The 13,637-nt window shown below is 64.3% G+C and carries 14 protein-coding genes; 9 read left to right on the forward strand and 5 right to left on the reverse strand.

The window, feature by feature from the left end; genetic code table 11:
• The first annotated feature begins 32 nt into the window (after nt 1-32).
• From argH to lysA, 3 genes are all read left to right on the forward strand, one after another.
• On the forward strand, nt 33-1,433 hold the full coding sequence (gene argH, locus AC0L3H_RS09650; RefSeq protein WP_473585299.1) for an argininosuccinate lyase: 1,401 nt from the start codon (nt 33-35) through the stop codon (nt 1,431-1,433).
• 67 nt (nt 1,434-1,500) lie between these two features.
• Nucleotides 1,501-1,707, forward strand: coding sequence for a hypothetical protein (locus AC0L3H_RS09655; protein ID WP_023797221.1), 207 nt, complete (start codon nt 1,501-1,503; stop codon nt 1,705-1,707).
• Nucleotides 1,708-1,759: 52 nt separating this feature from the next.
• The gene (lysA, locus tag AC0L3H_RS09660) at nt 1,760-3,028 is read left to right on the forward strand and encodes a diaminopimelate decarboxylase (protein ID WP_473585300.1); all 1,269 of its coding nucleotides are present in this window, start codon (nt 1,760-1,762) and stop codon (nt 3,026-3,028) included.
• A gap of 68 nt (nt 3,029-3,096) precedes the next feature.
• Here the strand turns inward: lysA and AC0L3H_RS09665 are convergent, their stop codons facing one another.
• Complete coding sequence (locus tag AC0L3H_RS09665; RefSeq protein WP_287054036.1) at nt 3,097-3,399, reverse strand: ArsR/SmtB family transcription factor; 303 nt, start codon at nt 3,397-3,399, stop codon at nt 3,097-3,099.
• Between the two features lie 50 nt (nt 3,400-3,449).
• On the opposite strand from AC0L3H_RS09665, the gene AC0L3H_RS09670 reads away from it, so the two are divergent.
• Both AC0L3H_RS09670 and AC0L3H_RS09675 read left to right on the forward strand, forming a co-directional pair.
• Nucleotides 3,450-4,391: a threonine/serine dehydratase gene (locus AC0L3H_RS09670; protein ID WP_473585301.1), complete on the forward strand. Its 942-nt coding sequence runs from the start codon at nt 3,450-3,452 to the stop codon at nt 4,389-4,391.
• A gap of 173 nt (nt 4,392-4,564) precedes the next feature.
• Nucleotides 4,565-7,198, forward strand: a complete 2,634-nt coding sequence (locus AC0L3H_RS09675) for a TIGR02302 family protein (RefSeq protein ID WP_473585302.1) — start codon at nt 4,565-4,567, stop codon at nt 7,196-7,198.
• Between the two features lie 12 nt (nt 7,199-7,210).
• On the opposite strand, the gene AC0L3H_RS09680 is transcribed toward AC0L3H_RS09675, so the two are convergent.
• Nucleotides 7,211-8,068, reverse strand: a complete 858-nt coding sequence (locus AC0L3H_RS09680) for a LysR family transcriptional regulator (protein WP_128168723.1) — start codon at nt 8,066-8,068, stop codon at nt 7,211-7,213.
• A gap of 312 nt (nt 8,069-8,380) precedes the next feature.
• On the opposite strand from AC0L3H_RS09680, the gene AC0L3H_RS09685 reads away from it, so the two are divergent.
• Nucleotides 8,381-9,331 carry a DMT family transporter gene (locus AC0L3H_RS09685; protein ID WP_023797216.1) on the forward strand — a complete coding sequence of 317 codons (951 nt, stop codon included), beginning with the start codon at nt 8,381-8,383 and terminating at the stop codon, nt 9,329-9,331.
• A gap of 12 nt (nt 9,332-9,343) precedes the next feature.
• Here AC0L3H_RS09685 and AC0L3H_RS09690 read toward each other — a convergent pair whose 3' ends face one another.
• From AC0L3H_RS09690 to AC0L3H_RS09700, 3 genes are all read right to left on the reverse strand, one after another.
• Complete coding sequence (locus AC0L3H_RS09690; RefSeq protein WP_027153386.1) at nt 9,344-9,715, reverse strand: response regulator; 372 nt, start codon at nt 9,713-9,715, stop codon at nt 9,344-9,346.
• Between the two features lie 61 nt (nt 9,716-9,776).
• On the reverse strand, nt 9,777-10,319 hold the full coding sequence (gene hpt, locus AC0L3H_RS09695; RefSeq protein WP_023797214.1) for a hypoxanthine phosphoribosyltransferase: 543 nt from the start codon (nt 10,317-10,319) through the stop codon (nt 9,777-9,779).
• Between the two features lie 27 nt (nt 10,320-10,346).
• On the reverse strand, nt 10,347-10,994 hold the full coding sequence (locus AC0L3H_RS09700; protein ID WP_473585303.1) for a hypothetical protein: 648 nt from the start codon (nt 10,992-10,994) through the stop codon (nt 10,347-10,349).
• A 194-nt stretch (nt 10,995-11,188) separates the two neighbouring features.
• Here AC0L3H_RS09700 and ftsE point away from each other — a divergent pair, with 194 nt between their 5' ends.
• The 3 genes from ftsE (at nt 11,189) to AC0L3H_RS09715 (ending at nt 13,628) form a co-directional block, all read left to right on the forward strand.
• Complete coding sequence (ftsE, locus tag AC0L3H_RS09705) at nt 11,189-11,848, forward strand: cell division ATP-binding protein FtsE (RefSeq protein WP_473585304.1); 660 nt, start codon at nt 11,189-11,191, stop codon at nt 11,846-11,848.
• The gene (locus tag AC0L3H_RS09710) at nt 11,841-12,827 is read left to right on the forward strand and encodes a cell division protein FtsX (protein WP_473585305.1); all 987 of its coding nucleotides are present in this window, start codon (nt 11,841-11,843) and stop codon (nt 12,825-12,827) included. Before ftsE ends, AC0L3H_RS09710 begins: the two co-directional genes overlap by 8 nt.
• 81 nt (nt 12,828-12,908) lie before the next feature.
• A complete protein-coding gene (locus tag AC0L3H_RS09715; RefSeq protein ID WP_287176034.1) occupies nt 12,909-13,628 on the forward strand; it encodes a YdcF family protein in 720 nt (239 codons plus the stop codon).
• Nucleotides 13,629-13,637 lie beyond the last annotated feature (9 nt).

Below are 13,637 nucleotides of genomic sequence, written 5' to 3' on the forward strand. Positions count from 1 at the left end.
TTTAAAACTGCTCCGGAGCACGGGTTATAGCGATGAGCGACAAGAAGGCCAGCAACCAGATGTGGGGCGGACGTTTTGCCTCGGGTCCGGCCGCGATCATGGAAGCGATCAACGCGTCGATCTCGTTCGACCGCAAACTCTACGCGCAGGATATCAGGGGCTCGATCGCCCACAGCGAGATGCTGGCGCAAACCGGCATTATTTCGGCGGCCGATCAAGAAAAAATCGCTCACGGGCTGAACACGATCCTGGCAGAAATCGAAGCCGGCACGTTCGAGTTCTCGACCAGGCTGGAAGACATCCACATGAATGTCGAGGCCCGCCTTGCCGAGCTGATCGGCCCGGCTGCCGGCCGCCTGCATACCGCCCGTTCGCGCAACGACCAGGTGGCGGTCGATCTCAGGCTATGGGTCAAGGACGAGTGCTTTCGCGTCGCCGAGGCGCTGAAGGGCCTGATCACGGCGTTCCTGGAGCGGGCCGAGGAGCATGCGGCAACGGTGATGCCGGGCTTCACCCACATGCAGGCGGCTCAGCCGGTAACCTTCGGCCATCACTGCATGGCCTATGTCGAGATGTTCTCGCGCGACCTGTCGCGTGTTCGCGACGCTATCGAACGGATGGACGAAAGTCCGCTCGGTGCGGCCGCCCTTGCCGGCACCAGCTTTCCGATCGACCGGCACCAGACGGCCAGGGCGCTCGGCTTCCGTGAGCCGATGCGCAATTCCCTCGACAGCGTTTCGGACCGCGATTTCGCGCTCGAGTTTTTGGGGCTGGCGGCGATCTGCGCGACGCATCTGTCGCGACTGGCCGAAGAAATCATCATCTGGTCGACGCCGCAATTCGGCTTCGTCAGGTTGTCGGACTCATTCTCCACCGGCTCCTCGATCATGCCGCAGAAGAAGAACCCCGACGCCGCCGAGCTGGTGCGCGGCAAGACCGGCCGCGTCACCGGCCATCTGGTCGGCCTGCTGACTGTCATGAAGGGCATGCCGCTGACCTACGGCAAGGACATGCAGGAAGACAAGGAGTCCGTGTTCGACGCCGCCGAGACGCTCGACCTGATGCTGGCGGCGATGACCGGCATGGTGCGCGACATGACGGTGAATGCCGCCGCCATGAAGAAGGCCGCCGGGTCAGGCTATGCGACCGCGACCGATCTCGCCGACTGGCTGGTGCGCAGCCTCGGCCTGCCGTTCCGCGAGGCGCACCACGTCACCGGCCGCGCCGTGGCGCTGGCCGAAGAGAGGAAAATCGGGCTCGACAGGCTGCCGCTGGAAGACTTGCAGTCCATTCACCCCGGCATCACGACGGACGTGTTTTCGGTGCTTGCCGTGCAAAACTCGGTGAAGAGCCGCACGAGCTTCGGCGGCACCGCGCCATCGGAAGTGAGGAAGCAGATCCGCTACTGGAAAAAGCACATTGCGAGGGCGTGATGCCGGGGTGCAATGCCAGCAAAACTCCGCTAAAAGCGGCGGGCAAAAGTTTCGGACGGATGGATCGATGACCGCAAGCAGGATTTTGGTGACGCTGACGCTGCTGGCGGCGCTGGCAACCGTAACGGCCTGCGGCAGGAAAGCCGGGCTCGATACGCCCTATGAGGCGGCCGTGCAGGCGCGCAAGGATGCCCAAAAGGCAGAGCAGCCCGTGCCGCCGGAGCCGGAAAAACCCGTCGAGGACAAGAAGTTCATTCTCGACCCGTTGATCTAGAGCCGATGAGATCGGCCGATCTCGTCGTGCTCCAACTTCCGGAACCATTCTCGTGAACCATTTCGACTACCGCGACGGCGTGCTGCATGCCGAGGACGTGGCGATATCAGAGATCGCCGCAAGCGTCGGCACGCCGTTCTATTGCTATTCGACGGCGACGCTGACCAGGCATTTCCGCGTGTTTGCGCAGGCCTTTGCCGGGCTCGACGCGCTGGTCTGCTACGCCATGAAGGCGAATTCCAACCAGGCTGTGCTAAAAATCCTGGCAAAACTCGGCGCCGGCGCCGACGTGGTTTCGGAAGGCGAATTGCGCCGCGCGCTGGCCGCCGGCATTCCGGCCAGCAAGATCCTGTTTTCCGGCGTCGGCAAGACCGCGCGCGAAATCGATCTTGCGCTCTCGGCCGGCATTTTGTGCTTCAACGTCGAATCCGAGCCGGAACTGGAATTGCTGTCGACCCGCGCCGCGGCGCTGGGCAAGGTGGCGCCGATCTCGCTGCGCATCAACCCGGATGTCGATGCCAAGACCCACAAGAAGATCTCCACCGGCAGGGCCGAGAACAAGTTCGGCATTCCCTGGCAGAAGGCGCCAAAGGTCTATGCCCGCGCAGCAGAGCTGCCTGGCATCAAGGTCACCGGCATCGACACGCATATCGGCAGCCAGATCACCGAATTGCAGCCCTTCGACGACGCCTTTGCGCTGCTGGTGGAGTTGGTCGGCGTGCTGCGCGCCGACGGGCACGCCATCGAGCATATCGACCTCGGCGGCGGCCTCGGCATTCCCTACCGCGTCGACAACAGCCCGCCTCCCCTGCCGGACGCTTATGCTCAGATCGTCAAGAAGCACGTCGCCAAGCTCGGGCTGAAGGTGATGTTCGAGCCGGGCCGGCTTATATCAGGCAATGCCGGCATCCTGGTCTCCCAGGTGATCTTCGTGAAGGAGGGCGACGCCAAGAATTTCCTGGTCGTCGACGCCGCGATGAACGATCTGATCCGGCCGACGCTCTATGATGCCTTCCATGACATCAAGCCGGTGGTGCAGCAGCCGGCCGCGGCGCCGCGCATGACGGTCGACGTGGTCGGCCCGGTCTGCGAGACCGGCGATTATCTCGGCCTCGACCGCGACCTGCCGCGGCTGAAGGCCGGCGACCTGATCGCCGTCGCCACCGCCGGCGCCTATGGCGCGGTGCAGGCCGGCACCTACAACACCCGCCTGTTGGTGCCTGAAGTGCTGGTCGACGGCGACCGTTTCCATATCGTGCGCCGGCGCCAGACCTATGACGAGCTGATCGGCCTGGATTCGCTGCCTGATTGGCTGGAATAGACCCATGATCCCGAAAAAGGCGGTTTCGGAAAAGATCATGGTCAAACAAGAATGGATCGTCTGCAGCGCTACAGCCGGTGCTGAATCAGCGCCCTGGTCTCGGCGATCCTGCCCTCGTCGCGGCGATAGAACGTCCACTGCTTGATACGTTTGCTGCGCAGGAGGCCCGCCTGGGTCAGCACCCGCATATGCTCGCTGAGCGTCGCCTGGGTAATCCCCAGCTTTTCGGCGATCAGCAGCGCGCAGACGCCGTCCTCGACCAGATCGCCATCCGTCTGCGGCGGAAAATGCGCTCGCGGATCCTTCAGCCAATCGAGGATTTGCAGCCTGCGCTCGTTGGCGATCGCCTTGAAGACATCAATCTCTTGCATTTAGCCATTTTGCTAAGTTACTAAGTGATGTCAACCCTTGGGAGCAGACCATGCTGAACGGCAATAGCATCACCCGCGAACGCATCGCCGCAATGGAGCCGCGCATCCGGCCCTTCGTGCGCCACACGCCGGTGCTGCGCGTCGACATGGCCGATTTCGGCCGCCCGCCTCTTAGCGTCGACCTGAAGCTCGAATGCCTGCAGCATTCCGGCTCGTTCAAGGCGCGCGGCGCGTTCACCAATCTTCTCGAGCGGCCAGTTCCCGAGGCTGGCGTCGTCGCGGCATCGGGCGGCAATCATGGTGCCGCGGTCGCCTACGCCGCCATGCGGCTTGGCCACAAGGCAACCATCTTCGTTCCCGAAGTCAGCCCGCCGGCCAAGCTGGAACGCATCCGCGGCTATGGCGCCGAGTTGGTCGTCGGTGGCGCACGCTATGCCGAAGCGCTGGCCGCCAGCGAAGACTTTGCCGAAAGGTCCGGCGCGCTGCAGATCCATGCGTTCAACCAGGAGGAAACGCTGATCGGGCAAGGCACGCTCGGCCTTGAGATCGAGACCGACCTGCCTGAACTCGACACGCTGCTGGTCGCCGTAGGCGGCGGCGGCCTGATCGGCGGCATCGCCGCCTGGTTTGCCGGCCGCATCAGGATCATCGCCGTCGAGCCGGAGGGCGCGCCGACGCTTCATCGCGCCTTCGAGGCCGGCCGGCCCGTCGATGCGCCGACTGAGGGCATCGCCGCCGATTCGCTGGCGCCGAAGCGCGTCGGCGAGATGATGTTTCCGATCGCCGAGGCCTTCGTCGAGCGTTCCATACTGGTCAGCGACGACGAGATCATCGCCGCGCAGGCGGCGCTTTGGGACCGGGTGCGAATCATCTCCGAGCCGGGCGGCGCCGCGGCCTTCGCGGCGCTCCTGTCCGGCCGCTACGCGCCGGCTGCGGGCGAGCGTGTCGCCGTGCTGGTCTGCGGCGCAAACGCCAATCCGGCTAAATTCTGACGATAGCGGGGGCAGTCCTGTTCACGTTTTAGGGAACTGCCTCGCCTTCGCCGTGTTTCTTGGTATGTTTGGAGCGACGTGCATCTAAGACGTTGAGTCCTTCGCATCCGATTTTCGGGCCGGTGCGATAGATTTGTGAGGTTCGGGTTATCCCGCCCGAACAGGAAGGGCCGATGACGCAACGACCCACCTTCACCAGCGATCGCAGCCTGGCCGGGCGCCTTGCCGTGAGCCGGCTGGCGACGCGGGTCTCGATGACGGTCGAGCGTGGCTGGCCGTTGCTGCTTCCACTCGTCATCGTCGCCAGCCTGTTCCTCAGCGTCTCGTGGCTCGGCCTCTTCCTTCTGCTTCCCGACATGGCGCGCATCGGTCTTGTGGCTGTGTTCGCCATCGCAGCCCTTGTCGCGCTCTATCCCCTGCGTTTCTTCCGGGTGCCGTCCAATGCCGAGATCGATCGGCGAATCGAGGCGGCCAACCTGTTGCTGCACAGCCCGGTGCTGGTGCAGACGGACCGGCCGAGCGGCAGGGAGAGCATTTTTTCGCAAGCGCTGTGGCGCGAGCACCAGAAACGCATGGCCGAAAAACTCGGCAACCTCGGTGGCGACCTGCCGCGTACCCGGGTGCCGGAGCGCGACCCGTGGGGGCTGCGTGCCGTGGCGGCGCTTGTGTTGGTCACCGCTTTCGCCTTCTCGTTCGGGCCGTCGGGCGGCCGCATAGCAGACGGGTTCAGTGCCCACGCGGCGCGCGACGCGGTGCCGCCGCGCATCGACGCCTGGGTGACGCCGCCGGCCTACACCGGCAGGGCGCCGGTCTTCCTCACTTCCCCAGCCCTCGCCAACCCGGCCCTCGCCAGCAATGGCAATCAGGCGCCGTCCACCTTCACCGTTCCGGAAGGCAGCGATGTGTCGCTGCGCGTCACCGGCGGCTCGGGCGAGGAAACGCTGAGCTACGCCGACGCCGACGGCAACGTTCGCACCATCGAGCCGGCCGGTCAGCAGGCCGACGCGGCCAAGCCGGCGGCGGCAACGCCCTCCACGGTGCGCCAGTTCACCGGCAAGCTGACCGCCAACGGCACGCTGACGCTGAACTCGGGCGGCGACGAACTCGGCAGCTGGGCCTTCGCGGTGATCCCGGACAAGCCGCCGCAAATCCGCTTCGTCGGCGAGCCGAAACGTGCCGTCAACGGCTCCTTCGAGCTCAACTACCAGATCGACGACGACTATGGCGCGGCCTCCGCCAAGGCGGATTTCGTATTGGCCGACCCACCGGCGCCGAATGCGCATCCGCTCTATGGCCCGCCCGAAATGCCGCTGACGCTGCCGCGCCGCGGCGTCAAGGGGAATGCCGCCAAGACCACGAAGGACCTGACCGAGCATGTCTGGGCCGGCGGAGACATCAAGCTCAGGCTTGTCGCCACCGACGATGCCGGCCATACGGCAACCAGCGAAACCAGGACCCTGGTGATGCCGGAGCGGCCATTCTCCAATCCGCTGGCCAGGGCCGTGATCGAGCAGCGCCGCGCGCTGGCGCTCGACGCCAACGCCAAGAGCCGCGTGCTCGACCTGATGGATGCGATCACGCTCAGGCCCGAAGACACGTTCGACAATATGGCGCACTACCTCGCCATCATGAGCGCCCGCACCCGGCTGAAGATGGCCGACAACGACGACAAATTGCGCGACGAGGTCGCCTATCTCTGGGAGATCGCGCTCGGCATCGAGGAAGGCAATCTTTCGGACGCAGAGCGGCGGCTGCGCCAGGCGCAGCAGGCGTTGCAGGACGCGATCAAGAACGGCGCCAGCGACGAGGAAATCGACAAGGCGATGAAGGAACTGCGCGAGGCGATGAACCAGTTCCTGCAGGAATTCGCCCAGCGTGCGCAGCAGAATCCGAACGCGCCGCAGATGCAGCAGAACGGCCAGGAGCTGCGCCAGAGTGATATCGAACGGATGATGGACCAGATCGAGAATCTGGCGAAGTCCGGCGATCGCGACAGCGCGCAGGAATTGCTTTCGCAACTGCAGGACATGATGAACAACCTGCAGGCCGGACGTCAGCAACAGGGCGGCCAGCAGAACAGCGAAATGCGCCAGCAGATGGACAAGCTCGGCGAGATCATGCGGCGCCAGCAGGAGATGATGAACGAAACCTTCCGTATGGACCAGATGCAGCGCGGCCAGCAACAGCGTGGGCAGAACCGAGACGAGCAACTCGGCGAGAACGGCGAGCAGGGCCAAATGGGCGAACAGGGCGAGCAGCCCGGCCCAGGCGAGGACCGCGATCCGCTCGGCCGGCCGAAGCCGATGACGCCGGAGGAATTCGCCGACGCGCTGAAGCAGTTGCAGGAAGGCCAGGGCAAACTGCAAAGCGAGCTCGACCAGTTGAGAAAAGGTCTCGAAGGCATGGGGCTCGAGCCCAATGAGGGATTTGGCGAGGCCGGCAAATCCATGGGCGATGCCGAACAGGCGCTTGGCGACAGCGATGGCGATCAGGCGGTCGGTCACCAGGGCCGCGCGCTGGAAGCGTTGCGCAAGGGCGCCAAGGACATGATGAAGCAATTGCAGGCCATGCAGGGGGACGAGGGCGAAGGCCAGCGCGGCGGCCGCCAGCAGAATGCCGACCGCGATCCGCTCGGCCGGCCACGCGCCACCGAGGGTCCAGATTTCGGCGATTCGGTGAAGGTGCCGGACGAGATCGACGTGCAGCGCGCCCGCCAGATCCTCGACGCGATCCGCAAGCGGCTCGGCAACGCGCTCAGCCCCGATATCGAGCGCAGCTATCTGGAGCGGCTGCTGGAGTTGAAGTAAAGCCGGCCTGCTCTAACGGTTCGTGAACGCCTCGCGGATCGCCTCTTCCATGCTGGCGATGGCCTCGCCGGAAGCGTTCGGATTGCGCCGCAGCACCACATTCGAGGAATCGATGTCGCCGAATCCATCGGCGGCGGTAAGCTCGCGGCAGCCGGCCGGGATGTTGCTGCGCGAGATCGGCGCAATCGCCAGCCCGGAGGTGACGGCAAGCCGCAGGCCGCCATTGGTATCGCTTGTATAGGCGACACGATAGGCGAGACCACGCTGTTCCAGCGACTTGATCGCAAAATCCTTGCACCAGCCGGCGCGGTTGTAGAGCGCGATCGGCACCGGCCGCTCCTCATGCATGTGATGCAGCTCCGACGTCACCCACACGGTCGGGTCATGCATCAGCACCTCACCGCCGGAGAGGTCCTGCCATTCGAACACCACCGCCAGATCGAGCTCGCCGGCGGCGAGCGCCGCGATCTGCGCACCGGAATGCGCGTAGCGGACGGTGATGTCGACCTGAGGATGGCGCTTGGCAAAGGCGCCGAGCGCGCGCGACAGGATCGCGTGGCCATATTCCTCCGGAATGCCGATGCGCACCGGTCCGCCAAGCGGCGTCGCGACCATCGATGCCGCCGTCTCGTCCAGCAGCGACACGATGCGGCGGGCGTTGACGATGAGTTCGCCGCCGCGGCGCGTCAGCGCCACACCCCGCGAGCCGCGCTCGAACAGGCTGTCGCCGACCATATCTTCGAGCTTCTTCATCTGCATCGAAACCGCCGACTGGGTACGGCCGGCCTGCACCGCAGCCTTGGTGAAATTGCCGGCGTCGGCGACCGCGACGAAGGTGCGCAGCAGATCGCTGTCGAGCGTGGGCTTCATTTGTCCGCCATAAGAAAATCTGATTGCTGGCATCATTCCAATTCGTTTGCAACATGTCAAACGGCGGATAATAGTCGCTTCACCCATTGGATATGCGGCTGCGAAATCGGCTGCGGACCAAAAAAGTCCTCACTCGTACCCGCTGCCCGAAATGGTGGCGGGTTCTTTTTGATGCAGGTCGCCCAAAAGCATGTCCTCGGGCCCCACCCTGGGCCTGACCCGAGGGTGCGAAGGGGTTTTGGGCGATATGCATAAAACAAAGTTACGCGGGCCCGGCTCTCGGGCCGCGCACGCAAGGAGCCGTCGAACGCCATGCAGAACCGGATCGTCCTCGGCATGGCAAGCCTTTGCCTCGGCGTTCTGGTGTTCTCGCTCCAGGATCCGTTGATCAAGGCCGTATCGGGCACCTATCCGGTGACCGAGGTGATGGCGATCCGCTCGATCGTCGCCCTGCCCATTCTCCTCGTGCTGGTTCATGCCGATGTCGGGCTCAGGGCGATCTTTTCGAAGCGGTTTCGCATGTTGACGATGCGCGCCTTGATCCTGTTCACCTCCTACACGCTCTACTACCTGGCGATCGCCGCCCTGCCGCTCGCCGACGCGGTGGCGCTCTATTTCATGGCACCGCTGTTCATCATGGCGCTTGCCGGCCCCTATCTCGGCGAACGGGTAGCGGGGCAGACGCTGGTCACCGTCATGGTCGGCATGCTCGGCGTGCTGGTGATGCTGCGACCCGGCGCCGGGCTGTTCGACTGGGCGGCGCTGCTGTCGCTGGCCTCGGCGGTGCTGTACGGTTTTTCGCAGTTGATGGCCCGCAAGATCGGCGACACCGAATCATCCACGGTCATGGCGTTCTATCAAAACGGCGTCTATCTCCTGGGCGCTGCAGCGGTCGCCGGGCTGTTCTGGCTGGCAGGAATAGCTCATGCCACGCATCCGAGCCTCGAATTCCTGGTCAGGCCATGGATCTGGCCGACGTCAATCGACTTCCTGACGATGGCCGCGTGCGGCGTCGTGGCTTCGGCCGGGATGATCCTGTTGTCGCAGGCCTACCGGCTGGCGCCGGCCAACGGCGTCGCCACCTTCGAATACACCGGCATCATCTGGTCGCCGCTGTGGGGCTTCCTGTTCTTTGCCGAAGTGCCGCGATCGACCACCGTCATCGGCGCCGCCCTCATCATCGGCGCCGGTCTGTTCGCGCTCAACGCCAGCCGGCGCCGGAGCAGCGCGCCGGCAATCGCAGCGACCTGCGATCCGGCCTGACCGCGCTGGAACTTAAGCGAAACAGGCGAGCGCCTGTTCGACGCGCGCGCGGATTTCGGCCAGCGTGAACGGCTTCTGCACGACGTCCACAATGACGCCGTTCAATTCCTCGGCGCGCTCGCGCTGGTCGGCATAGCCGGTCATCAGCAAGATCTTCATCGCCGGGAAAAGCGATGCAGCCGCCTTGGCCATTTGGATGCCGTCCATCTCCGGCATCCGGATATCCGAGACGACAAGGTCGTAGCCGCCACGTGCAGCGCGGATCAGGGCAAGCCCCTGCGCGCCGTCGGCGGCGATGTCGATCATATGCCCGGCGCGTTCGAGCGCGCGAGCGGCGAGGGTGCGGACGGACTCATCGTCCTCAACGATCAGGAGCTTTGCCATAGCCGAATGTTGGCGTGGAAAAGTTGACTTTTCCTGAACCGCAACCGCATCGAAGATAAATCTAGGCGTCGCCCTTTACGACGCCGACAAACGGCAGTTCGCGAAAGGCGTGGGCCACATCCATGCCGTAGCCGACGACGAAATAGTCAGGGCAGTCGAAGCCGACATAGTCGGCGTTGAGCGTGGTCTGGCGGCGCATGCGCTTGTCGAGCAGCACGGCGATGGCGCAGCTTTTGGCGCCGCGCGACAGCATCAGGTCGCGGGTGAACGACAGCGTCTTGCCGGATTCAAGGATGTCGTCGATCAACAGCACGTCTCGGCCGGCGACCTCATTGTCGATGTCGCGCAGCACCCTCACCTCGCCGCTGGTGGTGCCGGCGCCGTAGCTGGAGATGAAGATGAACTCGACCTCCGGCGACAGGCCGACATCGTGCATGGCGCGGATGAGATCGGCGGCGAAGATGAACGATCCCTTCAGCACCGAAATCACCAGAAGGTCGTGATAATCGTGCCCGGCGATCTCCTTGGCGAGCTCCAGATTGCGGCGGGCAATCGCCGACGCCGAAAACAGGACCTCGATATCCTTGCCGCGCACGATTGGCATTGGCTGCCTTTCCAGAAATGATCGCCGCTAATTGGCGAAGGTGACCGAGACGGTCTTGACTCCGTTTCTAGGCATGTCGAGCCGGCTGGAAAAGCCAAATCTTTCGCCGGGCGCCAGCGAACGGTTAAATGTCGCCAGCCTATAACGGGTCGTGCGCCTGTCATTGCCGGTGACCCGGACGTCCAGCGGTGGCAATGGCGACGGGCTGGCGCCGTCATTCGCGGCCTCGCCACCGACGAACAGGACAGGTTGCGGCCCGGACGCATCGATACGCGACGTAACGCCTGAAATGGTCAGGGCAGCGCCCGCTTGTCGCGCCGCCAGAAGAAGCGGCGTCTGGCGCACCAGTGCGTGCCCGCCCGAGATCCAGAAGGCTGCAAACGCGGCACTGAGGCCGGCGATCCAGAAGATCGGCCCGCCGCGCGACGCCCGCAGCCGTTCCATCGCCGCTACCGGCTTGCGCAGCATGTCCATGCCTTTGATCGATGGCGTGGTGATCACGCGCAAAAGCGGCGGTGAAACGCCCGTGCTGGCGGTTAAACGCGGCAGCACCTCGTAGTCGGCGTCGACGATGTCACCGGCCGGATCACGCATGATGCGTTCCGGCGCAGGATTTGCGGCCGTATCGGTCATGATTTCGCCGGAAACCGGGCGCGCGGTTCGATCGTCAGCCATCGCGGCCCCAGCACTTCACACTTGTTCGCTCTTCGTTTCTTATGCGTAAACGGAAATGGTTAACGTTTCCCCCGGAAACCCCTTGTGACGCGCCCAAAAAACCCCAAAATTAACCGCCGGTTAACCATGCCGGCCGATGGTCTTTTCTCAGAGAAGGCTGCCTCGTCGCCGCCGCAAGTTTCAGGTCGTCGAACGTGATCCGCTTCGAAAATGTCGGCCTCCGCTATGGCATGGGTCCGGAAATCCTCCGCGACATTTCCTTGCACATACCGGAGCGCTCCTTCCAGTTCCTGAGCGGCCCTTCGGGCGCCGGCAAGACGACGCTGCTGCGGCTTTTGTTCATGTCGCTCAAGCCGACGCGTGGGCTGATCACCATCTTCGGCAAAGACCGCTCGCGCATCTCGCACGCCGAGCTGCCGCATCTGCGGCGGCGCATCGGCGTGGTGTTCCAGGACTTTCGCCTGCTCGACCACATGACGACCTATGAGAATGTGGCCTTGCCGCTGCGCGTGCGCGGGCGCGAGGAGGCCAGCTACCGCACCGATGTGACCGAGCTCTTGAAATGGGTCGGCCTTGGCGAGCGCATGCATGTGCTGCCGCCGGTGCTGTCGGGTGGCGAGAAGCAGCGCGCCGCAATCGCCAGGGCGCTGATCGAGCAGCCCGAAATCCTGCTTGCCGATGAGCCGACCGGCAATGTCGACCCGCCGCTGGCGCGACGCCTGTTGCGGCTGTTCATCGAACTCAACCGGCTGGGCACCGCCGTGGTGATCGCAACGCACGACCTCGGCCTGATGGAACAGGTCGACGCACGCCGCATGATCCTGTCCGGCGGAAGGCTGGATATCTATGACTGACCTGTCCGCTCGCCATGTCGAAGACCAACACACTGAGAGGGCCGGGACGCAGCGCGTTCAGCGCAAGATGGCGCCGATCGTGCCGGCGCAGAACATCGCCGGCCGGGCGCTGGTCCTGGTGATCGCCATCATGACGTTCCTCTCCTGCCTGACTTTCGGCGCGGTGACGCTGGTGCGCGACACCGCCTCGGTCTGGGAGAACCAGATCTCACGCGAGGCGACGATCCAGATCAAGCCGATGGACGGCCTCGACATCGAGGCAGCCCTTGCCCAGGCCTCACAGATCGCCGGCGAATTTCCTGGCGTGAAGAGCGCCAGGATCGTCGACCGCGATGCCACGGCGCGGCTTTTGGAACCCTGGCTGGGTTCGGGTCTCAACATCGACGAGCTGCCGGTGCCGCGTCTGATCATCGTCACCATAGACGAGACCAACCCTCCCGATTTCGCCGCAATGCGCGCCGCGATCACGCCGAAACTGCCCAGTGCCTCGCTTGACGACCATCGCACCTGGGTCGACCGGCTGGTCGCCATGGCCCGCACCACGGTGACCATCGGCATCGCCGTGTTGGCGCTGATGCTGGCGGCAACCGTGCTGACCGTGGTGTTCGCGACGCGCGGCGCCATGGCCGGCAACGGCCACATCATCGAGGTGTTGCATTTCGTCGGCGCCGAAGCGCGCTTTATCGCGCGCGAATTCCGCCACCACTTTCTCGTCACCGGCATGAAGGGCGCCGCCGCCGGGGGTGCGGCGGCGGTGTTCGTCTTCATCGTCTTCTCGTGGTGGTCGTCGCGAAACATGGCGACGCCGCAGGCCGATCAGGCGACCGCCCTGTTCGGCAATTTCGCCATCGGTTCGGCGGGCTATCTCGGCGTTGTTCTCATGGTGCTGGTCATCGGTGCGCTGACGGCGGCAACCTCCCATGTCACCGTCGTCACCTATCTCAGCGACATCGATGTCCGCCAGCCGGACGCAGGGTGATCACGGATAGAGAATTAGCGTAACGAAATTTGTGCTTTCCGACCTACTAAACGCCGTATTTCGGAGTTAACGATAAGGACGATGGACGCGCGCGACTCGACCGGAATGGCTGGACAGTTGCCCTTGGTGATCACGCGTTCAAGCGAGCGCGTCAAGCCCGGTCGATTGGCGAGCGCGCTGCGCATCTCAGCTTTCTTTCTGCTCGTGCTGGCAACGTTGTTTGCCGGCGGCTTTGGCTGGTTCGCCAGCACCGTCAGCCGTCTCGCGACGCCCGCCAATCCGGCAAGGGCCGATGCCATCATCGTGCTGACCGGCGGCCATTCGCGTCTCGACGCGGCCATGGGCCTGCTGGCGTCCGGCAAGGGCGAGCGGCTGCTGATCAGTGGCGTGCATCCTTCCGCCAGCCGCCGCCAGCTTCAGGTCGCGACCCGCGGCGACAAGGAATTGTTTTCCTGCTGCGTCGACATCGACCGTGCCGCGCTCGACACGATCGGCAATGCCGAGGAAAGTGCCAAGTGGGTGGAAGACCACGCCTATGGCACCGTGATCCTCGTCACCAACAACTATCACATGCCGCGCAGCCTGCTGGAAATGGGCCGGCTGCTGCACAAGGCCAAGCTCGAGCCCTATCCGGTGGTCAACAGCAATCTTGGCAATGGCGGCTGGCTGACCAAGCCGAGAGCCTTGCGCGTGCTGTTCACCGAATACAACAAATATCTGCTGGCGCTGGCGCGTGGCATCGTGCCGGTCAAGCCAACGCCAACCGGCATCGCGCTGGCCGAGGCTGTTGCGCCGAACTGAGCCGATCTG

This window comes from Mesorhizobium sp. WSM4816 (genome assembly GCF_055811535.1).

Coding starts and splice junctions, on each gene's coding strand:
- AC0L3H_RS09700 (WP_473585303.1), bottom strand. CDS start 10,994: ATGGCTGACGATCGAACCGCGCGCCCGGTTTCCGGCGAAATCATGACC.
- AC0L3H_RS09680 (WP_128168723.1), bottom strand. CDS start 8,068: ATGAAGCCCACGCTCGACAGCGATCTGCTGCGCACCTTCGTCGCGGTC.
- AC0L3H_RS09655 (WP_023797221.1), top strand. CDS start 1,501: ATGACCGCAAGCAGGATTTTGGTGACGCTGACGCTGCTGGCGGCGCTG.
- AC0L3H_RS09710 (WP_473585305.1), top strand. CDS start 11,841: ATGACTGACCTGTCCGCTCGCCATGTCGAAGACCAACACACTGAGAGG.
- argH (WP_473585299.1), top strand. CDS start 33: ATGAGCGACAAGAAGGCCAGCAACCAGATGTGGGGCGGACGTTTTGCC.
- AC0L3H_RS09665 (WP_287054036.1), bottom strand. CDS start 3,399: ATGCAAGAGATTGATGTCTTCAAGGCGATCGCCAACGAGCGCAGGCTG.
- AC0L3H_RS09685 (WP_023797216.1), top strand. CDS start 8,381: ATGCAGAACCGGATCGTCCTCGGCATGGCAAGCCTTTGCCTCGGCGTT.
- AC0L3H_RS09715 (WP_287176034.1), top strand. CDS start 12,909: ATGGACGCGCGCGACTCGACCGGAATGGCTGGACAGTTGCCCTTGGTG.
- AC0L3H_RS09690 (WP_027153386.1), bottom strand. CDS start 9,715: ATGGCAAAGCTCCTGATCGTTGAGGACGATGAGTCCGTCCGCACCCTC.
- hpt (WP_023797214.1), bottom strand. CDS start 10,319: ATGCCAATCGTGCGCGGCAAGGATATCGAGGTCCTGTTTTCGGCGTCG.
- AC0L3H_RS09675 (WP_473585302.1), top strand. CDS start 4,565: ATGACGCAACGACCCACCTTCACCAGCGATCGCAGCCTGGCCGGGCGC.
- AC0L3H_RS09670 (WP_473585301.1), top strand. CDS start 3,450: ATGCTGAACGGCAATAGCATCACCCGCGAACGCATCGCCGCAATGGAG.